The organism is Bradyrhizobium sp. HKCCYLS3013 (assembly GCF_051167615.1).
Classification (GTDB): Bacteria; Pseudomonadota; Alphaproteobacteria; order Rhizobiales; family Xanthobacteraceae; genus Bradyrhizobium.
Window position 1 is genome coordinate 61,675 of record NZ_JBNPTK010000002.1, and the last position, 20,308, is coordinate 81,982.

The window sequence follows — 20,308 nt, forward strand, 5'->3', positions numbered from 1 at the left end:
AAAAATCCGACAGAGTGTCCGAACCTCGATCTTTATGAGATCGATTGGTCACTGTGAATACGGTGCTTGTGGGGAAATCGCTGCAAGATGGTCCAATGGGCACATCGAGATGATCGGCGAACTCTGCCACATCCTGCCGGTGAATGATGGCAGTCGATCCGAATTCAAAGCATCGTTTCCGCACGTCGATCTCGATTCTGAAAACAACTTGATGCTGCTTTGCCGAAAGCACCATCACCTGATCGATCAGGAAAAACCGAGCGAATACCCGCCGGCGATCCTCTTCCAGATGGTCATGAACAAAGCTCGTCACGTCGCTAGATTCGTAGATGACTTGTTTCAGAGCAGTCCATTCAGGTTCGACCACCACGAGTTGGCGCAAGATGTCAGGGTCGGTCGAATCTATGACCTGATGAATGAGGCGACCCTGAGCGGACCAAAAGAGGGGCGCAGTCTTCTCCGGGAGGCAGAGCGTGTTCTAGGCGATATTGCGCTCAACCCGTTGGTCGAAACTGCCGTGCAATGGGTGGAGTTGGCGCGACTTGAACTCAAGACGACGTCGTTGGAGAACGACTATTCTTCGTCTCGATGGGAGAAGGGTCTGCAGGCGAGCACCGCTCTGCTGAGAAAGATAGCAGACGCGCGAAAGGTGCCCGTCGCGGTTTCGCTTATGCTGCTTTTCTTAAGGGATGAGTACAGCGTATTCGATACGCAAAAGAAGCTCACATTGGCAAAGGCTCTGAACGACAAGCTCGATTCAGTTAGTGCTTCAGCTGAGGATCAGGACGCCTTGGCCTATATCTTAATAGTGAAGTCAGCCGTCGTCAGGTGGCGAGGCCGCTTGCAGCGACTTCAATCACACCAAGAGAGTTCGTTCAGCGAAGCTGAACGCTGCGCGAAACGTAGCCTGTCTCTCGTCAGATCCTCGTCGGCGTTGCTGCAGTCTTTGCTCGTGGAATACTCGAAGGCAAGATTGCTCCCGCTGAGGTCGGTTGCGGAGTATGATGAACGGATAGCCGCTATAGGCCAGAGTTTGGAGGGCCCCGAACTTCTAGAATACGGCGCGTCTGCAAAATATCGTCCAATCTTCTATCGGCAGACATTTCAATATACCAAGTCGATAGACGCATTTTGGAAGGGCATCGATTTCGGATTTCGTCCTGCGTTGAGCCGAGTGGCGTACATCATAGGCGAGGCGTCGACTGCTGCATATTCGCAGGATCGAAGCAGGGGATTGACCATTGTGAATGACGCGCTCTCGTTTCTTTCGGAGTCATTGCGTCAGGGCTTCGACCATGCCCACAATTTCAAGGCTTGGATTGCTTGCAGGTCCATCGTGGATGAAGAGTGGTTCGATGTTAACCTGTTATCTAAGTTTGAGACTGACCTCGAAGCTCCAAACCAACTCGCAAACATCTTGACTGATGCGCGACGGCGTTTTTTCGGGCAAGACGCATTCGGCCACGACGTGCTCTTCGGTGTTGATGAAGCGGAGTTCTGGACGATGCTAGGTACCTTAACTGCTCGTTGTAGATCTGATCTGGATCTCGCAATGCGGTTTTTCGAACGCGCCAATCGCTATGGAGGGCATAAGTTTCCGATACATGCTGCACGTGTGCGGGCCTGCTTGCATGTAAAGCGTCTGGAGGAAGCACGGGCGCACCTAGTGAGGGCACGGAGCGTGGCAGGCGCGCGATATGGGAGCGCGATCGCTGATCTGGAAGCGTCCCTCGCCAGATTGGAAGATTTACCGGGTCTGTCCCGAAGCTCGGCATGATTCATTTCATACCTCATGTTCAACTGGCCTTCTCCGTGTCGTTCCATAGTTGTCGACATCTTCAGGCAAGGACCACTTCCAGAGTGGCCCCGTCAGCAGGGACGAGCTCGATGTAGGCAAAGAGAACTGATCGCCGCGCCGGGGCAGACCGCGCCGTTTGGTCGCGCCCGATCGAACTAAAGCGGCGTGATGTCCACATGCAGCACCGCGGCGCGACCGCCATCGACGGCTGCGACGCAGCGCTCGATCGCCGCATCGAGGGCATCGGGATCGTCGACCCGCTCGCCATGGGCCCCAAATGCGCTGGCGATGTCGGCGAGACGGCGCTGCTCGTCCTGACGGCCGGTGCAGAGCCGGGACAGAAACGAGTCCGTCCGCTGGGCCGTGCCATCGGGATAGACGCGCTGAACCGACGCCTTCACCGCCTGCCATCCGTTGTTGTCGAGGATCACGGTCAGGATCGGGAGCTGGTATTGCTGCGCTACGGCGTAGACGGAATCCGGTGCGGCGAAATGGTAGGCGCCGTCGCCGACGATCTGCACCACGCGCGTCGAGGGATCGGCGAGCTTGAGCCCGAGCGCCATGCCGCCGCTGAAGCCGAGGCCGCCGCCAGCGAGGCCCACATAGGTCATCGGCCTGGTGCGGCGAAGCTGCTGCTGCAGGAGCGGCGCATTGCGGACCGCCTCGTTGACGACGATGTCGTCCTCCGACAGATGCGCCTGCAGCCGCGCGAACAGATAGGCCGGGTTGATCGCGCCGGTCCAGCCCTTCTGGCCCGCCGCGGCGGTGCGTTTCGCCTGTGCCGCCTCGCGGGCCGGCTGCCAGCTCGCGATCCGATCGCGCACTTTTCTCAGATACGCATCGTCGGCACGGGCGACGACGATCTCCAGGACTTGGCGGAGAATGACGGCCGAATCGCCCTGAATGCGAAGGTCGGTGGCAAATCCCCACATCGGGATGTCCGCCTTCAGGGCGTCGATGTCGATCTGGATCCAGCGCAGCCGATCGGCCGCCTTCAGCATCTGTGGAATGAAGGGCACGTCGATGTCGATGAGCAGTCCGAGGTCGGCGCCTGCGATGAGCGCGGCGGGGTCGGCGCCCGCAAAGCAGGGGGAGTCCTGGCAGATGTTCATCGTGACGGGATTGAACTCGGCGACGCGGATGCCGCACACCAGCGCCAGCCGCTCCATGACGGAAACCGCCTCGGCGCTGCGGCCGAGATAGGCGGTCAGCGCGATCGGATTGTCCGCCTTCATCAGCGCGTCCGCGATCGCCTGCGCCCGTTCCGGCTCGATGCCTCCCGCTTTGACGCTGCCATAGCGCGCGGCCGGGTAGGCCGGCATCGCCTGCTCGTCCCAGGTCTCGGCCAGGGTTTCCCGCGGCAGCATCATGTAGACCGGGCCGGGCGGATCACTGTGCATGAATGCGGCGGCGCGGGCCACCGCCTCCTTGACGACGACGCCCGACGGCAGCGTGTATTCCCATTTGACATAGGGCCTGATGACGCTGCCCTGATCGAAACTCTCCTGCACGAAGTGGACGTAGGTGTCACGTCCTCCCGGCAGCTCGCCATGCAGCGCGAACGGAGCCCGCCCCGCGAACAGCAGCACAGGAAGCCGGTAGCGAAAGGCATTCTGAATGGCCATGCACGCGTTCGCCGTGCCGGCATCGACGTGGACGAACACGGCCTGGCCGCGGCCGGTCGCACTCGCATAGCCCATCGCCATGTGCACCGCGACCACCTCGTGGGGGCACAGGATCACCTCTGGGTGCCGTCGGCCTTCGCTGTCCCAGCGCGCAAGTTCCTCGATCAGCGAGACATGATCGGTGCCGAGATTGGCAAAGATGTAGTCGACGCCGATCTCGACGAGCGCCTCGAGGAAGTAGTGCGCGGTGGTGTGGCGGGTCATGGCGCGGTGGCAAGGATCAGGCGACGACGGCATTGTCACGGCGCACGGCCTCAGGCTGGGTTGTGAGGCCGCGCAGGCGGCCCAACAGGTCGTCGGGCTCTTTCGGTGCGGCCATGCCACGCCAGGCGATGTGGGAATCCGGCCGCACCAGCAGCAGGCTTTCGGCAAAGCCATAGCCGGCCGCGGCCCGGTCGACGTCGACCACAGTTAGGGGAACGCCATGCCGAGCTGCGGCCTCGACGAGCGCCGTGACATCGACGGCCGGATCGAACCGGACCAGCGTGTAGGCCGGGCCGAGCGCATCCAGCAGCGATCGGCCATCGGCGAGCCACACATGAGGGGCGCGTGCGCCCGGCACCGTGGACGCAGTGAAATGGCCCATGCCGTAGGGCGGCGGCGTCTCGCCATCGTACGAAATGGCCGGTGACCGGTCATAGTAGTAGCCGAAGTTCAAGCCGGCGCAGCAATATTGCTGCACGTTGAGATCGTAGGCGGCCTTGCCGACCTTGCTACGCGCCGCGTCGCCGACGGGGCCCTCCATTTCGACCTCGGCAGGCACGGCGCGCCGCTGGCTCATCACGGCGAGCGCATGGTTCATCGCGAAGTGCGACACCTGCTCGGTAATCGGCTGACGCTCCGCCTCATAGGCGTCCAGCAGGGCGGGGGCAGCCCAGCCGTGCAGCACGCCGGCGAGCATCCAACACAGGTCGACCGCATCGGCGATCCCCGCATTCATGCCGTAGCCGGCATAGGGAATCCACAGATGCGCGGCATCGCCACAGATGAAGGTGCGGCGATCGCGGAAGCGGTCCGCCACCAGGCGGCGTCCGATCCAGTCCTCCTTGCTGATGATCTCATACTGGAAACGGTCGTCGACGCCGAGAATGGTGCGCAGCGCCCAGTCGCGATCGACACTGTCGAATTCGACTTCCTCGGCCGCGAGGTGGTTGTGGATCAGCCAGTTGTCGCGGCCGTCGATGGAGACGGTAGTGCCGCAGCGCCGCGGGTTGAGCGACATCGTCATCCAGGCCGGCTTCTGGGTGATCAGGTCCTTCAGCGCGGGGGCACGGATGTAGGTCGACTGCACCCGCTGTACGACATCGGTGCCGCCGAGCCGTGCGCCGATCAGCTTGCGCACCGCGGAGCGGCCGCCATCGCAGCCGATCAGATAATCGGCCGAAATGGTGATGTCCTGGCCGGTGTCGAGATCGCGCGCCCGCGCGACCACGCCGTCTTCATCCTGGTCGAACCGATCGACCTCGACGCGGTTGAGAATCGTGATGCCGCGTTGCGCCTCGGCGCAAGCGAACAGGATGGGCTCGAGATAGATCTGGTTGATGCGATGGGGCGGCTCGGGCGTCGGCCAATCGGTGTCGGGTCCACCGGTCGCCGTATAGCGATCCTGGCGGGACGGAATCGGAATGCGGGTCAGCTCGCGGCCGACGACCGCGGTGCGATAGGCGCAGTCGTTGGGAAAGTCGGCCGGCAGGCCGCCTTCGCGCACGTGTTGGACGATACCAAGGCGGCGGAACACCTCCATGGACCGCGCGGAAACGTGGTTGCACTTCACGTTGGGCGGCTCTCCGGCGCGCCTGATCTCGGCGACGACGACGTCGATGCCGCGCGAGGCAAGGTCCATGGCGGCGGTCAGCCCGACCGGGCCGGCACCCACGATGAGCACCTGGGTTTGAATCGTCTTCATGTCAGTTCTCTTTTTAATTTGAACCTAGGCACGCTCGGCTGTCGAAAGCGTGTCCCGCTGCGCGTCGCCGGCGCTCGGAAGACTGCCGCGCATGCCAAGGACGGCAAGGCCGAGGATCACCAGTGCCGAAAACAGCTGCGGCACCGCGCTCGCCTGAAACAGCGACGACACGTCCCATTTCGCCGCGAGCATCAGCCCGCCGAGCGTGACGCCGAGGATCGAGCCGAAGCGGCCGATGCCGAGCGCCCAGCCGATGCCGGTGCCACGGATGTAGGTCGGATAGATCCGCGCCGCGTAGGCGTTGCAGCCGATCTGTCCGCCGATCACGGCGACGCCGGCGATGAAGACCGCGGGCACCAGGATCGGCAACGAGGCGCCGGCGATGCCGATGGTGATGATCGAGAGGAAGCCGGCGACGTAGGTCGCGAACAGGACGCGATCGAAGCCGAACTTTTCGATCAGCAGGCCGAGCCCGACGGTGCCAAGCATGCCGCCGAGCTGGAAGGCGATGCCGACGGCGATCGCCGCCTGGACGTCAAGCCCGACACCATGTGTGAGCGTCGGCAGCCAGCTGTTGAGGAAATAGATGTCCATCATGTTCATGAAGAACATCACCCACAGCAGCAGGGTCGGGAGCAGGCGCCGCTTGGTGAACAACTGCGGCAGCAGGAAGCCCTTGCCGCTCTCCTCGACGATCGTGAACCGCGCATCGGCCGGAAGCTGGGCCGTGGGATCGATGCGCGCCAGCAACGTGCGCACGCGTTCGCTCCTGCGCGGATCGAGCGCCATCAGCGAGAGCGATTCCGGCAGCCAGACGATCAGGACCGGACAGAGGATGAGCGGCAGAGCGCCGCCAATGAGAAAGATGATCTGCCAGCCATAGGCGGTGATGAGCTTGGCCGCGACCGCTCCGCCGATCGCCGACCCCAGCGACACGGTCATGAACATCAGCATGATCAGCAAGGTTCGGCGACGCTGCGGGGAATATTCGCCGGTCAGCGCGATGGTGTTGGGCAGGACGCCGCCGAGCCCGATTCCGGTCGCGAAGCGGAGGACGACGAGGTCGGATATGCTGGTGGCCTGCGTCGTCGCCAGCGAGCCGAGCGCGAATACGAGAACGCCGGCCACCACCAGCCATTTGCGTCCGAGATAGTCGGCCAGCGCGCCGAACACCAGCGAGCCGATCATCACGCCGAACAGGGACGCACCGAACACGGGCCCCAACGCGCCCGGCGCCAGATGCAAATCCTTGCTGAGGGCAGGGGCGACGAAGCCGAGCGCCTGGGCATCGAAGCCGTCGAGCCCGACGACCAGCGCGCACAGGCAGATCACCCGGATCTGGAATCCCGACAGCGGCCGCTCGTCGACGTAGCGCGTGAGATTGATCGCCTGCGTCAAATGTCCCTCCCCATGTGCTTGTTGTTGCCGGGCCGCTTCGCCGCTCCGGCTGTTTGCAAATATGTTGCATGATCAAACTCTTTCGATTAGCCACAAAATTCTCATTCATTCATAAGGAAAGCTAATGCCCCCGACCCTGCGGCAACTGGAGGCCCTGGTCCTGGTGTATCGGCTCGGCAGCATCACCAGGGCGGCCGCCGAGCTGCGCGTCACGCAGTCGGCGATCAGCCTCTTGATCCGGCAGATCGAGGAGAACTTTCAGCTCAAGCTGTTCGATCGCACGACGCGGGCGCTGCATCCGACGGCGGCCTGCCGCGAGGCGATCACCGCCGCGGAACGCATCCTGGCGGGGACGCAGGGGCTGTCGCAGCGGATGCGCGACCTTGCCGAGATCAAGGCCGGCCGGATTTCCATCGCGGTCTCAGCGGGCGTCGCGTCGGCGCTGCTGCCACGCGTGTTCGCGACCTTCCGGTCGCGCCATCCCGAGGTGAGGATCGACCTGCGTGATGTCGCCCCCGACGAACTCCTCGCGATCGTGATGGCCGGGCAGGCGGAGTTCGGCCTCGGCAGCGTCGAGGACGAGGGCGTGCCGGAGGTCCGGATCGACACACTGATGCAAAGTCCGCTGTCGGCCATCGGCATCAAGGACGGCCGGTTCGAGAAGCACCGCCGCCTGACGTGGGACGGCATCATGAGCTCCGACCTGATCACGATGCGTCACGGCACGCGGATCCGCAGTCAGATCGACGAGGCGCTGGCGCAGACAGGGCGGGCGCTGAAGCCGGCCTGGGAGGTGTCGCTGATCACCACCGCGCTGGCGCTCACGGCGGAGGGCGCAGGCCTGAGCATCCTCCCCGCGCACATGCTGCCGAAGGCACAATTTCCGACGCTCGTTGCCATACCGCTGTCGCAGCCGACGATCCATCGGCACGTCTCGCTGCTGAGCCGCGCCGATTTCGGATTGTCGCCAGCCGCGCAGCGCTTCGTCGAGATCGCGAAGGCCGTGCTGTCGGGCAAGGGCGGCTGATCTCGGCCTCGGTGCAGCAGGCGCTATTTCTCCAGCCGCTTCGCCTCGTTCCACAGCTCGTCCATCTCGTCGAGCGACGCTTCTTCGAGGCTGCGGCCCTTGGCCGTCAGCGCCTGCTCGATGTGCGCGAAGCGGCGCTCGAACTTGGCGTTGGTGCCGCGCAACGCGGTCTCCGGATCGACATCGGCATGGCGGGCGAGATTGACCAGCGCGAACAGGAGATCGCCGGTCTCCTCGGTCAGCTCGGTCGCGTCCTTGTTGTCGAGCGCGGCCTCGATCTCATCGGCCTCCTCGCGGATCTTCTGCAACACCGCGCGCGGATCGTTCCAGTCGAAGCCGACGGTCGCAGCCTTGCGCTGCAGCTCCATCGCGCGCACCAGCGCCGGCTGTCCGGCCTTGATGCCCGACAGCAGCGGGGACTTGACCGTCTGCGCCTCGGGCGACCGCCGCGCGGCGCGCTCGGCCTTCTCCTCGGCCTTGATGCGGTCCCAGGTGCCTTTGGTGGGCTGGGTGACGTTGCCGTCCTTGTCCGGGAACACATGCGGATGGCGGCGGATCATCTTCTTCGTGATGCCCTCGACGACGTCGCCGAACGCGAACGCGCCTTGCTCCTCGGCGATGCGGGCGTGATAGACCACCTGCAGCAGGAGATCGCCGAGCTCCTCGCGCAGATCGTCGATGTCGTCGCGCGTGATCGCGTCGGCCACCTCATAGGCTTCCTCGATGGTGTAGGGCGCGATCGTCTGGAAGGTCTGCTCGACGTCCCAAGGACACCCGGTGACCGGCGTGCGCAGCGCCGCCATGATCTCGATCAGGCGGGAGATGTCGCGGGAAGGGATCATGGGCAGGTCCTGACAGCATCGTTCGATCCTGTCCTGTATGCCCCAAGCGGCGCGCGGCTCCCAGCAAAAAGGCCATGACGCGGGATCGCTCCGCAGGTTGGCCCGACCCGTCGATGATGCTAAGCGGGAGCCATGAATGAGCAGGACACGACGGCCCTGGTGCTGTTCTCGGGCGGGCAGGATTCCACGACGTGCCTGGCCTGGGCGCTCGACCGCTTCGCGCGCGTCGAGACGATCGGATTCGCCTACGGCCAGCGCCATGCGATCGAGCTCGCCTGTCGCGACCGGCTGGTCGAGGGCATCGCGCGCCTGCGTCCCGACTGGGCGGTCAAGCTCGGTGACAGCCACACGCTGGACATTCCGACGCTGGCTGCGATCTCGGAGACGGCGCTGACGCGCGACGTCGCGATCGAGATGGGCGCCGACGGCCTGCCCAACACCTTCGTGCCGGGCCGCAACCTGGTGTTCCTGACCTTCGCCGCGGCGCTCGCCTATCGCCGCGGCATCCGCCACATCGTCGGCGGCATGTGCGAGACGGACTATTCGGGCTATCCGGACTGCCGCGACGAAACCATCAAGGCGCTGCAGAACGCGCTGAGCCTGGGCATGGCGCGCGCGTTCGAGCTGCATACGCCGTTGATGTGGCTGTCGAAGGCCGCGACCTGGCAGCTGGCGCACGATCTCGGCGGCACCGGCCTCGTCGACCTGATCCGCGACCAGTCGCACACCTGCTATCTCGGCGAGCGGGGGGCGCGGCACGATTGGGGCCATGGCTGCGGGCAGTGTCCCGCCTGCGAGCTGCGCGCCAAGGGATGGCGCGAATACATCGCGGTGGGCGGGCCATCCTGAATCGGAAGCGGGGCCCTCGAGCCCCGCGGAGAGTTGCGCGACAGACGAGCGCTCAGGCGGCTTCGGTGTCCGACGGCTCGCGCTGGCTGACGATGACGAGATCGGCATCGGCGACGTCGTGGCCGTCATCGGCCTGGTTGGCGGCAGCGGAGGCCGCCTGCGCAACGAGACGCGCGGTGATCTCGTCCTTGGCGTCCTTGCCGCTCTTCTCCCAGGCGGGTGCGTTCAGCACCACGATGTCGTCGTCCTCCGCGGCATCATCCTGATCGGCGGGCACGATCGATGGCGACTTCGCCGGAGTATCGACGACACGCAGGGTGGGGGCCCCGGCTTCGACCGGCTCGTCCTCGGCTGAAGCCGTTTCGTCTTCGGCCATTTCGGGCTGGGCCGGCTCGACGGGCGCGGTCTCTTCGGCGGAGGCGTCGGTTTCGGCGCTCGCCATTGCCTCAGCAGCTTCGGCGGGCTGCTCGGCGGCCGCGGCGGGGCTCTCTGCGGCAGGCGCCTCATCAGCCGGCGTGAGGCCGAGATGCTGCGAGATCTCCTTGATCACGCGGTCGATCGCCACCAGCACGCGATATTCCGGGATCGAGGCCATGTGCTGCTCGAACCGGTTGCGCGCATATTGCAGCGAGTCGATCACGTCGGTGGCGATGGAGGAGCCCGACGCCTCGGTGCCGTGCAGGGCGCCCGCGGCCTTCTCGGTCGAGCTTTCGATCAGCAGGAAGGCCTCGTATTGCGGAATCGATTTGAGCTTCTCGTGATAGTCCTGGCGCACGCCGGCGAGCGTGTCGACGATGGTGGCGAACTCTGGCGCGGGCATTTCGACGTCCCCCTCAACTTCAGCAAAGAAGATGCGGGACGCTACGGACGCACTGATGAATGTTCAATTTCGAACGAATACGGCTGTTCGCGGCATGAATAGCCGGCCGTTAAGACCGGCCCACCAAAAGCAGGATCGCCCGCTCACCGGGCATTAAGCATTCTTACGACGCGCACGAAGGGCTCAACCGACGAAATCCTCGGGCTTGAGCTCGATCGGCCTGCCATGCGGGGTGCGATCGGCAGCGTGATCCCAGGCATCGCGGTAACGCGTCAGCGCGTCCGCGGAGGTGACGCCCTTCTCGGCGACGAGCCGCTCGAGCGTCGCCAGCCAGTGCCGGTAATAGGTATCGCCGCAATCGGGATCACCAGACGCTTGCGCGCGCGAAATCTCCTCGGCGAGCGCAGCCGCCCATTCGGGCCAGGTGAAGAGGCCGCGGGCGTGCAGCGTGACGGCCATCGCGAAGGCGTGCGCTTCCCACGGCTCGCGAAACACGGGCCCACTGTCATCGACGGGAATGCCGGGCAGGGCGCGCGTCGCCGCGACCGCCGCCTCACGGTCCGGTGTCATCGGGCTGGCTCCAGATAGGGCTCGAAGGCGTCGACCGTCACCTCCAGCAGCGGATCGGGCGCGTCGGCCCACAGCTCGGCGCCGCTGAACGACACCGTGTAGAGCCATTGCGGGTCTTCGCCGCCGCCATGGGCGTTGCTGTCGGGAAACACGTGCACGCCCCGGATCGCCTCGATGCGGCCGAGATGGCCGCGCACATAGCGCGGCAGCCGCGTATGCGTCGCCGGATGGATGTCCTTGGCGCGCACGCGGTCGCCGACGGCGAACCGCGCCGGCTTGGTTTCCGCGCGTTCGGTCGGACCGCCGCGACGCAGGGTCGCCGCGACGGCATCTGCAGTGAGGATCCTGGCGACGGGCCTGGCCGGATGCAGCGCCTCGCCGGCGGCGATCTCATCGGCGTCGACCAGATGCCGCTCCTGCATCAGCCGTTCGATGCCCGCGAGCCAGATCTGGTAGTAGCTCATGCCGAGGTAATCGTCCGGCGGACGGTTCTCGCGCGCGAAGCGCGACATGTCGATGTTCCAGCCGCCGGGCGTCGCCATTGCCAGCGTCATGGCGAACGCACGACGCTCCCATTCGGCGTGAAACACCGGCTCGTTCGGCTCGGGGCGGACCGGACCGAAGCCGGCGACGCCGCCCATGTCATGCGCGCCATCCATCAGCTACCGACCTCATGCGGTTGCTTCGGCAGCCCGGTGCCGATCATGCTGTCGCGCGTGACGAGTTCGGCGAGCTGCTCCGCGCTCCAGCCGTCGGTCCCCGCGGGACGCATCGGCAACACGAAATAGCGGACCTCGGCGGTCGAATCCCACACCCGGATCTTCGTCGTCGGCGGCAGCTCGAAGCCGAAATCCTTCAGGACGCCGCGCGGATCCTTCACCGCCTTGGCGCGATAGGGCGCCGATTTGTACCAGACCGGCGGCAGGCCGAGCACGGGCCACGGGTAGCAGGAGCACAGCGTGCACACGACCATGTTGTGCAGATCCGGCGTGTTCTCGACCGCCACGATGTGCTCGCCCTGGCGGCCGGCATAGCCGAGCTCACCGATCGCCGGCGTGGCCTCGGCAAGAAGGCGCGCCCGATAGGCGGGATCGGTCCAGGCCCGCGCCACGACCTGGGCGCCGTTGCGGGGACCGACCTTGCTCTCATAGGTCTCGATGAGCACGTCGAGCGCAGCAGGATCGATATACCCCTTCTCGGTCAGGATGCTTTCGAGCGCGCGAACGCGCAGATCGGTCTCGGACAGGTCCGAGTGATCGTGCGGATGGTCGTGATGGTGATCGTGATCCGTCATGACTCAACCATAGGCGTAATCGGGCACCGCTGTCGAGCCGAGGTGGCTCCCTCGGTGCGTGCCGCCGTGTTCAACGGCCGCCGCAGCCGTGCGGCGGTCAAAATGCCGAGCGTTGCGTCCTCGGCCGTTGACGCGACGGGGCGGGACGCAGATGTGATCGGGGTCGCTCCATTGCCGCCATCCCGGGCTGTTCAAATCGGGGCCCAGATATGGTTCGTAGGGCCTTCGTTGTCCCAATCGGGCGCGAAAGCGACAGAGGTTTGAGGTTCATCAATGCCGAACGACGTCTCCCGCCGTGATCTTGCAAAGCTGGCCGGGCTGGCTGCCCTTGGGGCGGCCAATGGCCCGGCGCAGGCGGAGGAGAGCGCGGTGAAGGAGGATGCCGGGCGGCGGTTTCCCGCCGATTTCGTGTGGGGGACGGCGACGTCGTCGTATCAGATCGAGGGCGGGGCCACGGCCGATGGCCGCGGACCGTCGATCTGGGATGTGTTCACGCATCTGCAGGGCAACATCGAGGACGGCAGCACCGGCGACGTCGCCTGTGATCACTACAACCGCTACAAGGGCGACGTGCGGCTGATCAAGGAGCTCGGCTGCCGGGCCTATCGGTTCTCGATCGCCTGGCCCCGGCTGTTTCCCGACGGCGGGCTGACGCCCAATCTGAAGGGCCTCGACTTCTACAACCGCCTCGTCGACGAGCTCCTGGCCAACGGCATCACGCCGTACGCAACGCTGTATCATTGGGATCTGCCGCAGGCGCTGCAGGACCGGGTCGGCGGCTGGCTCTCGGCCGACACGGCCAGGGCCTTTGCGCATTATGCGGGCTACGTCGCGCAGCATCTCGGCGACCGTGTGAAGACCATCTTCACGATCAACGAATGCGGCCGCTTCATCCCGTTCGGCTATGGCCTCGGCGTCGACGCGCCCGGGCTGAAGCTGCCGCAGCAGCAGGTCAACCAGGCGCGCCATCACGTGGCTCTGGCGCACGGTCTCGCCGTCCAGGCCATCCGCGCCGGCGGGCAAACCGGCATGCGCGTCGGCGTAGCCGAGAACATCACGGCCTGCCTGCCGGCGATCGACACGCCGGAGAACATCCGCGCCGCCGAGATCGCGACGCGCGAATTGAATGCGGGCTTCCTCAACGTCATCCTCGAGGGGCGCTACACGGACGGTTTCCTGGCGTGGTCCGGCAAGGATGCGCCGAAATTCACCGCCGACGAACTGAAGATCATTTCGGCGCCGGTCGATTTCGTCGGCCTCAACATCTACGCGCCGCAAGCCTATGTCGTCGCGTCGGACCGCGCGGCCGGCTTCGACGTGCTGCCGATGCCGTCCTCGTTCCCGCATATGAGCTCCCCCTGGCTGCAGGTCGGTCCGGAGACGGCCTATTGGGTGCCGAAGCTCGCCGCCAAGATCTGGAATCTCCAGACCATCTACATCACCGAGAACGGCACCTCATCGGACGACAAGCTGACCGCCGACGGCAAGGTCCACGACCTCGACCGCGTGATGTATCTGCGCAATTATCTCGCCCAGCTCCAGCGCGCAACGTCCGAGGGCGTGCCCGTGAAGGGCTACTTCCTGTGGAGCCTGCTGGACAATTTCGAGTGGGTGTTCGGCTACAAGCAGCGTTTCGGCATCTATTACGTCGACTTCGACACCCAGGTGCGCACGCCCAAGCTCAGCGCGTCGTACTACCATCACGTGATCAGCCGCAACGCCGTGAGCGCGTGAAGCGCCGCGACGTCACCCGGGGGTCCAGCCGGACCCAGTCCACGCCATTCAGGCGGCCAATGTACCCTCGGCACCCGACGCATTGAGTGTCGGCGCGCCGGACTTCACGCCGCGATTGCAAATCCATGATGCGGAAAGCACACCTTGTGCGACTCTTTTGCGCGCACGCAGTTTTCGTGGCGAAAGCTGGCTGCAGATGACTTAAACCGGCAATCTGCCGGCCCCTCAAGCGAGTTTTCCAGCATGCAAGTTTCCGTTGTCTGTCCGCCAGCCGTCCGCGCGGGCGTTCTGTTGTGCGTCCTCGGAGTGATCGCTGGCTCCAGCGCCTGGGCCCAGGGAGCCGCGAACGATGCGGCCAAGCCCGCCACGGAGCAGTCTGCCGCGCCGACGGCCGGCAAGCCGGCGGCTGCGGCCGAGCCTGAGAAGACGGCCGAGAAGCCCGCCGAGCCGGCCGCTGTGGACACCAAGCCCGTTCAGTCCACTGACAGCGCCAGCCCGCAGCCGGCGGACAAAGTATCGACCGAAAAAACCGCGACGGATGTTGCGGCCGAGAGCAAGCCGGCCGAGGCCGAATCCGAGACCAAGGTCGAACCGAACTCCGCCACCGACGTCGGCCAGAAGCCGGCCGTGACCGAGTCGAAACCGGCAGAGCCCGCTCCGGCCGTTCAGCCCGCCGCCGTCGCCAAGGACGCGCCCGTACCGGAGAAGCTCGAAGGGAAGGCCGAGGAGAAGGCGGCGGAGAGCAAGCCGGCGGCCGCTGCGCCGGCGGAACAGCCGGCCACCGCTGCCGAGGCGAAGCCTGCGGTAGCGCCGGCCGAGCCCAAGACATCCGAGCCGCCGGCCACGGCGCCTTCAGCGGCGGTACCGCAGAAGGCGGCTGTGAAGCAGGATACCGCAGCCCCGTCAGCCAAGCCCGAACGGCACGGCAAAGCGAACGCGCATGCTCATCACGCCGAGGACGACGCCAAGCCGGCCAAGCGGAAGCTCCGCGCCCGCAGCAAGCCCGAGAGCGAAGCGAAGAGGGGTGGTGTCAATTGCAAGAGCTTCCGTACCTACGATGCGGAGAAGGGCACCTATCGCGGCTACGACGGGCGCGTTCACACCTGCTCGTAAGGACCGGTCGGCAAATGGGCGCATCGGCAGCGCAAAGGCCGCTACCGATGGCCGCTGCCGATCACACCATCAACGCGGCATCGGCGGCTGAATGCCCGAGGTGTTGCGGGTAAAGAGTGTCCCGAACGTCGAACCCTGCGGCTGCGCCGGCTGCGGCCGGGCCATTCCCGTCGTGGTCCGCTGCTGCGGCGTGACGATGATCTGCTGGGGCGGGCCTGGGGGGACCGTGCCGCGTGCCTGCACCGCCTGGTTGGACATTCGTGACACCAGTCGCATCAGCTGATCCTGGCCGGCCTGTAGCTGCTCGATGGCGCGGGTGTGATCGCGGCTGGCCTGATCCTGTGTGGACTTGATCTGTTCGATGCCCTGCTGCAGATCGGCGATGTCGCGCGCCATCCTCTGCATCAACGTCGCGGGCTCGCGGGAGCCGGTGGTGTCTTCCGCTCCCCTCAGCGAGGCATTCGACATCATGGCATCCTCGCTGCCCTGCTGAGCCGTCGCCTCGTCCTGCGTCGCTTCGCTGGCGCCCGGCATCCAGCGGTCCATCAGTGACGTGCCGACGTCGCGCTGCGACCAGGCGACCGAGCCGCCGACCAGCACGACCAGCAGCGCGAGACCCACGGCGTTGCGCCCGCGCAGCCTGCCGAGGGGGGCCTTCACCCGCGCCCAGCGGCTGGCCCCGGCGTTTGCCGCCCCGCTCGTGCTCGCTGCCGCCGCGGCATCCGCCGCCATGCCGGGTTTCTCGATCGCCGCAAGCCGCGTATCGATCCGGGTCAGCACCTCGCGCAGGACCCGCCGGTACAGTTGATCGTAGCCTGCCTTCTCGGGCTTCTCAGGGGCGAGGCCGATCTCGCTCTGATCAATCTGTTGCACGTTCTGTGTGGACTGCATTGCTGATCCCCAAACCCTTGGCCCGCCGCCGACGCCGATGTTCTCTTTGAATTTTCAAACGTGACTCGACCCGCCGCTTTGGCCGAAAGCAAGACAGCGTCGTGACGAGGAGGGGGCCTTTTCGGACCATCTCTCCCTCGCTGCAGCGCCAGTCGATCGCTTCGAGAGGCCTCAATCGGCCTTTGGTTGCGCGCTGCCGAGCCTTCGAGGTACTATCCGACCGATGTTTTTGGGGGATTGGGGCCGGTGCAAAGCTTGATTGTCATTGCGCGCGCAGTGTTGTGCGCAGCGTTCGTCGTCCTGTCTGCTCACGCGCAGGCCGTGCCCTTGGATGAGGCCACGCGCAAGGCTGAACTGATGGCCGCCTGGCAGGCAGCGAGCCAAGCGGGCACCGACGGACCAAGCGACATCGTGCTGATCGACCAGGGCAAGCTGAAGCTTCCGGCCGACTACTTCTACGTCCCGAAGAACGAAGGCCTGCGGGTCCTTCGCGCGCTCGGCAACGTCGTCAACGACGCGACCTTCGTCGGGCTGGTCGTCGGCAGGCGCCAGAACGACGACTGGATGGTGGTCATCAAGCACATCAAGGAAGGCTACATCAAAGACGACGACGCCAAGAGCTGGAACGCGGACGATCTCCTGAGCAACCTCCGCGCCGGCGCCGAAGAGGCGAACAAGGACCGTGCGGCGCGCGGATTTCCGGAAATGGCCGTGGTCGGCTGGGTCGAGCCGCCGGCCTACGATGCCACGACGCATCGTCTCGTCTGGTCGCTGCTCGCCAAGGAGAAGGGTCAGCCCGACGACGCGCCGAAGAACGTCAACTACAACACCTACGCGCTCGGGCGTGACGGCTATTTCAGCCTGAACCTGCTGTCCGGCTCGGAGCGGATCGCGGGCGACAAGGCTGTCGCGCACGAGCTGCTGTCCGATCTCTCCTACAATGCCGGCAAGCGCTATGAGGATTTCAGCGCCGGCACGGATCGGATCGCCGAATATGGCTTGCTGGCGCTGGTCGGCGGCGTTGCCGCGAAGAAGCTCGGGCTGCTGGCGCTGGCCGGTGCGTTCGTCCTGAAGTTCGCCAAGATCATCATCTTCGCCGTCGTCGGCGCCGGGGCCGCGGTCATGAACTTCCTGCGCCGCAAGCCGCGCGGCGACAACGCGGGCGGGCCCGCGTGAAGGCACTCCTGCTGATCCTGTTCTCCGGCCTGAAATGGGGGAAGCTCGCCATGAGCGGCGGCACGATGCTGCTGTCGCTGGTCGTGTATGCGGGCATCTGGGGCTGGCGCTACGCGGCGGGTTTCATCGCTCTGCTGTTTGCTCATGAGATGGGGCACTACGTCGCCGCGCGCCAGCGCGGTCTCGACGTCGGCGCTCCCGCCTTCATCCCGTTCGTCGGCGCCTGGATCGCGCTCAAGGAGCAGCCGGTCGACGTCGAGACGGAGGCCTATGTGGCACTCGCCGGTCCGCTGGTCGGGACCGCCGCGGCGCTCGCGGTCTATTTGTTGGCAAGATCGGAAGACAGCAATCTGCTGCTCGCGATCGCCTATTCCGGCCTGTTCCTCAACCTGTTCAACCTGCTGCCGATCTCGCCGCTGGACGGCGGCCGCATCACCAGCGTGCTGAGCCCGCGCATCTGGCTGCTCGGCGTTCCCTTGCTGCTGGCCTTGATGCTCTATCGGCCGAGCCCGATGCTGTTCATCATCGCCATCCTCGCAGCCCCGCAACTGATGAAGGCCTGGCGCTTCGATCCCGGCGCGCCCGAGAACGTTGCTTATTACGGCACGACGCTGCAGACGAAGCTCGAATATGCCGGGACTTATCTCGCGCTCGCGGCGCTGCTCGCCGTCATGACCTACGACGTGCACGAGATGCTTGGACACTTGCGCCAGTTTGGCTGAGTTGAGGTCGCCGCTTCAGACGAGAAGCTTCATGTAGATCGAGGGCACCGGCACCGCCTGGTCGTAAGGACGTGGGCCTTCTGCGACTCGGAATATCCGTTGCTGCAATGCAGCGGATGTGTCTGGGCGGCGCGCAGGAATGAGGCAGTCTTGTACGATGTTCCATCAGCCATGAGCGCGGCGCGCTATCACAATGCGCTGAGCGCAGAGCACGTTGCCGGATGTTCCCTTGCCCACTGGCATATCGGAGACCAAAGTTGGGCCTGCCCGTCAGAGGCATAAGGATTCGGGAGGTTTCATGATTTCGCTCAAGTCCATCTTGCTTGCGAGCTGCGCAACTGCGCTCGTCTCCTCGGCCGCCATGGCCGCCGATCCCATCAAGATCGGCGTCATCGCCGAAGCCCAGGCCGTCGCAGGCTCGTCGATCGCTCCCGCGGCGCAATTGGCCGCCGAGGAGATCAATGCTAAGGGCGGCGTCGACGGGCGCAAGATCGAGATCGTCGTCTACGACAATCACTCCTCCTCGGCGGAATCGGTGCGTGCCTTCCAGCGCGCCGTCAGCGAGGACAAGGTCAACGCCGTCATTGCGAGCTACATCTCCGAGGTCGTGCTGGCGCTGGAGCCGTGGGCAGGGCGCCTCAAGACGCTGATGATCACGCCAGGCGCCGCATCCGACGTCATCACCCAGAACATCGCCAAGAACTACGACCAGCTCAAATACACCTTCCATGGCTATCTGACCTCGACCTCGTTGGCCGGCCTCGTCTGCGACGCGGCCAAGGATCTGCTGGTCGAACCCTACAAGATGAAGACCGCGGTAATCATGAGCGAGGATGCAGCGTGGACGACGCCGCTCGACGCCGGCTACGAGAAGTGCCTGCCGGAGATCGGGCTGAAGGTCGTCGACCATATCCGCATGTCGCCTGATACCACCGACTTCACACCGATCTTCAACAAGATCGAAGGCCTGAAGCCGGACGTCATGATCACCGGCATCTCGCATGTCGGCACCCAGCCGACCGTGCAGTGGAAGAGCCAGCAGGTGCCGATCCCGATGTTCGGCATCTCCTCGCAGGCGACCAACTCGACCTTCTGGAAGGACACCAACGGCGCCGTCGAGGGCGTCATGTACAATGCCGTATCGGGGCCGGGCGTCGCGGTGACGCCGAAGACACTGCCGTTCGTGGATGCCTATCAGAAGAAGTTCGGAAACTTCCCATCCTATGCCGGCTACACCTCCTACGACGAAGTCTACATGATCGCGGACGCGATCCATCGGGCCGGCGGCACCGATCCCGACAAGATGGTCGAGGCGATGGAAGCGACCGACTATGTCGGCACGATTGGCCGCATCGCCTTCAAGCCGAAGGGCGATCCGAACCCGCACGCGCTGCGGACCGGCAAGGGCTACATCACCGGACTGATGCTGCAGTGGCAGAACGGCAAGCAGGTCAATGTCTGGCCCAAGGAGCTCGCCTCCGGCACCGCAACCTGGCCGTCCTTCATCAAGCTCAAGGCGGCCAGCAACTGACGCATCGCGGGGCCGCTCCTTCAAGGAGCGGCCCATTTTCTTGGTGCCTCAGTCTGACGTTGCAGGTCGATTTTCAATGCTTTTCTGGCAGATCTTGATCGATGGCTTTGCCATCAGCGCGCTGTATGCCCTGGGCGCAACCGGCTTCACGCTCATCTTCGGTGTCTCCGGCGTTCTCAACCTTTCTCACGGCGCCATCATGGTCGGCGCCGCGGTCGCCGCCTGGGCCGCCGCCAGCGAGCTCGGCGTCGGGCCCTACACGGGGGCGCTGATCGGCGTCATCGCCGGTTTCATCCTGGCGTTCGCCACCTACTTCATCGCCGTCAGGCCGATCCAGCGATCGAAGATCATCGCCGAATCCGAGAAGGAGATCTTCATCCTGACCGCGACGCTGCTGTGGGGCATCATCATCCAGGAGGCGATCGCGTATCTGTTCACCAACAACGCCAAGACAGTGCTGCCCATCGTCGAGGGCGTGACCACGGTGTTCGGCGTGCGTACGCCGAAGAACGAGTATTTCACCGCCGTGATCTGCTGGGTCGCGATCGGGCTGCTGTGGTTCCTGGTCAACCGCACCAGGCGCGGCAAGGCCGTGATGGCGGCGTCGATGAACCCGCGCGGCGTCACCTTGCTCGGCATCGAGCTGTCGTCGATCTATCTCACCGTCTGGGCGATCTACGGCTTGCTGGCGGGCGTTGCCGGCATCCTGCTCGGCATGTTCCTGGGCGTCAGCTCCTACAGCGTCGGACCGCTGACGGCGAGCGCGTTCTCGATCGTCGTGCTCGGCGGCCTCGGCAGCGTGTCAGGCTCGCTGATCGCGGCCTATGTCGTCGGCTATCTCGAGACCGGAACGGCCTATCTGATCTCGCCGGCCTACCGGACGATCCCGGCGCTGCTGCTGCTCGTCATCGTCATGTATCTGCGCCCGCAAGGGCTGTTCGGACGGAGGTGA

At 65.1% G+C, this 20,308-nt stretch carries 18 protein-coding genes; 9 read left to right on the top strand and 9 right to left on the bottom strand.

All coding sequences use genetic code 11. The features are described from left to right. Window positions 1-109: 109 nt before the first annotated feature. Window positions 110-1,777, top strand: a complete 1,668-nt coding sequence (locus tag ACQR1F_RS04370; RefSeq protein WP_316178708.1) for an HNH endonuclease signature motif containing protein — start codon at window positions 110-112, stop codon at window positions 1,775-1,777. Window positions 1,778-1,953: 176 nt separating this feature from the next. On the opposite strand, the gene ACQR1F_RS04375 is transcribed toward ACQR1F_RS04370, so the two are convergent. Genes ACQR1F_RS04375 through ACQR1F_RS04385 form a run of 3 tightly spaced genes read right to left on the bottom strand, consistent with a single transcriptional unit; the run spans window position 1,954 to window position 6,787 of the window. After that, entirely contained in the window at window positions 1,954-3,687 is a 1,734-nt protein-coding gene (locus tag ACQR1F_RS04375) for a thiamine pyrophosphate-requiring protein (protein ID WP_434898742.1), read from the bottom strand. A gap of 16 nt (window positions 3,688-3,703) precedes the next feature. Continuing rightward, window positions 3,704-5,389, bottom strand: a complete 1,686-nt coding sequence (locus ACQR1F_RS04380) for an FAD-dependent oxidoreductase (protein ID WP_434898741.1) — start codon at window positions 5,387-5,389, stop codon at window positions 3,704-3,706. A 24-nt stretch (window positions 5,390-5,413) separates the two neighbouring features. Further along, window positions 5,414-6,787, bottom strand: a complete 1,374-nt coding sequence (locus ACQR1F_RS04385) for an MFS transporter (protein ID WP_434912577.1) — start codon at window positions 6,785-6,787, stop codon at window positions 5,414-5,416. 124 nt (window positions 6,788-6,911) lie between these two features. Between ACQR1F_RS04385 and ACQR1F_RS04390 the strand changes: the two genes are divergently transcribed. Then, entirely contained in the window at window positions 6,912-7,814 is a 903-nt protein-coding gene (locus ACQR1F_RS04390) for a LysR family transcriptional regulator (protein WP_434912578.1), read from the top strand. 23 nt (window positions 7,815-7,837) lie between these two features. Here the strand turns inward: ACQR1F_RS04390 and mazG are convergent, their stop codons facing one another. Then, the gene (gene mazG / locus ACQR1F_RS04395) at window positions 7,838-8,656 is read right to left on the bottom strand and encodes a nucleoside triphosphate pyrophosphohydrolase (protein ID WP_434912579.1); all 819 of its coding nucleotides are present in this window, start codon (window positions 8,654-8,656) and stop codon (window positions 7,838-7,840) included. Window positions 8,657-8,788: 132 nt separating this feature from the next. Here mazG and queC point away from each other — a divergent pair, with 132 nt between their 5' ends. Beyond that, the gene (queC, locus tag ACQR1F_RS04400) at window positions 8,789-9,505 is read left to right on the top strand and encodes a 7-cyano-7-deazaguanine synthase QueC (RefSeq protein WP_434912580.1); all 717 of its coding nucleotides are present in this window, start codon (window positions 8,789-8,791) and stop codon (window positions 9,503-9,505) included. Between the two features lie 52 nt (window positions 9,506-9,557). On the opposite strand, the gene ACQR1F_RS04405 is transcribed toward queC, so the two are convergent. The 4 genes from ACQR1F_RS04405 to nthA all read right to left on the bottom strand — a co-directional run bounded on the left by ACQR1F_RS04405 (window position 9,558) and on the right by nthA (window position 12,189). After that, the gene (locus ACQR1F_RS04405; RefSeq protein WP_316178719.1) at window positions 9,558-10,325 is read right to left on the bottom strand and encodes a hypothetical protein; all 768 of its coding nucleotides are present in this window, start codon (window positions 10,323-10,325) and stop codon (window positions 9,558-9,560) included. Between the two features lie 183 nt (window positions 10,326-10,508). After that, entirely contained in the window at window positions 10,509-10,895 is a 387-nt protein-coding gene (locus ACQR1F_RS04410; RefSeq protein ID WP_315799956.1) for a nitrile hydratase accessory protein, read from the bottom strand. Further along, window positions 10,892-11,554 carry a nitrile hydratase subunit beta gene (nthB, locus tag ACQR1F_RS04415; RefSeq protein ID WP_315799957.1) on the bottom strand — a complete coding sequence of 221 codons (663 nt, stop codon included), beginning with the start codon at window positions 11,552-11,554 and terminating at the stop codon, window positions 10,892-10,894. The genes ACQR1F_RS04410 and nthB overlap by 4 nt, the downstream gene beginning before the upstream one ends. Continuing rightward, window positions 11,554-12,189, bottom strand: coding sequence for a nitrile hydratase subunit alpha (gene nthA, locus ACQR1F_RS04420; protein ID WP_315799958.1), 636 nt, complete (start codon window positions 12,187-12,189; stop codon window positions 11,554-11,556). The genes nthB and nthA overlap by 1 nt, the downstream gene beginning before the upstream one ends. Window positions 12,190-12,462: 273 nt before the next feature. On the opposite strand from nthA, the gene ACQR1F_RS04425 reads away from it, so the two are divergent. Further along, window positions 12,463-13,923 (top strand): GH1 family beta-glucosidase, encoded by a 1,461-nt coding sequence (locus ACQR1F_RS04425; protein WP_434912581.1) that lies wholly within the window; start codon window positions 12,463-12,465, stop codon window positions 13,921-13,923. Between the two features lie 243 nt (window positions 13,924-14,166). Next, complete coding sequence (locus ACQR1F_RS04430) at window positions 14,167-15,036, top strand: hypothetical protein (protein ID WP_434912582.1); 870 nt, start codon at window positions 14,167-14,169, stop codon at window positions 15,034-15,036. 69 nt (window positions 15,037-15,105) lie between these two features. Here the strand turns inward: ACQR1F_RS04430 and ACQR1F_RS04435 are convergent, their stop codons facing one another. Next, window positions 15,106-15,927: a hypothetical protein gene (locus ACQR1F_RS04435; RefSeq protein WP_434881536.1), complete on the bottom strand. Its 822-nt coding sequence runs from the start codon at window positions 15,925-15,927 to the stop codon at window positions 15,106-15,108. A 321-nt stretch (window positions 15,928-16,248) separates the two neighbouring features. Between ACQR1F_RS04435 and ACQR1F_RS04440 the strand changes: the two genes are divergently transcribed. The 4 genes from ACQR1F_RS04440 (at window position 16,249) to ACQR1F_RS04455 (ending at window position 20,308) form a co-directional block, all read left to right on the top strand. Further along, window positions 16,249-17,103, top strand: a complete 855-nt coding sequence (locus tag ACQR1F_RS04440) for a DUF2167 domain-containing protein (protein WP_434895224.1) — start codon at window positions 16,249-16,251, stop codon at window positions 17,101-17,103. Then, complete coding sequence (locus tag ACQR1F_RS04445) at window positions 17,100-17,825, top strand: site-2 protease family protein (RefSeq protein ID WP_434912583.1); 726 nt, start codon at window positions 17,100-17,102, stop codon at window positions 17,823-17,825. The genes ACQR1F_RS04440 and ACQR1F_RS04445 overlap by 4 nt, the downstream gene beginning before the upstream one ends. A gap of 298 nt (window positions 17,826-18,123) precedes the next feature. Then, on the top strand, window positions 18,124-19,356 hold the full coding sequence (locus ACQR1F_RS04450) for an ABC transporter substrate-binding protein (protein WP_316215819.1): 1,233 nt from the start codon (window positions 18,124-18,126) through the stop codon (window positions 19,354-19,356). Between the two features lie 76 nt (window positions 19,357-19,432). Then, window positions 19,433-20,308, top strand: a complete 876-nt coding sequence (locus ACQR1F_RS04455; protein WP_316215818.1) for a branched-chain amino acid ABC transporter permease — start codon at window positions 19,433-19,435, stop codon at window positions 20,306-20,308.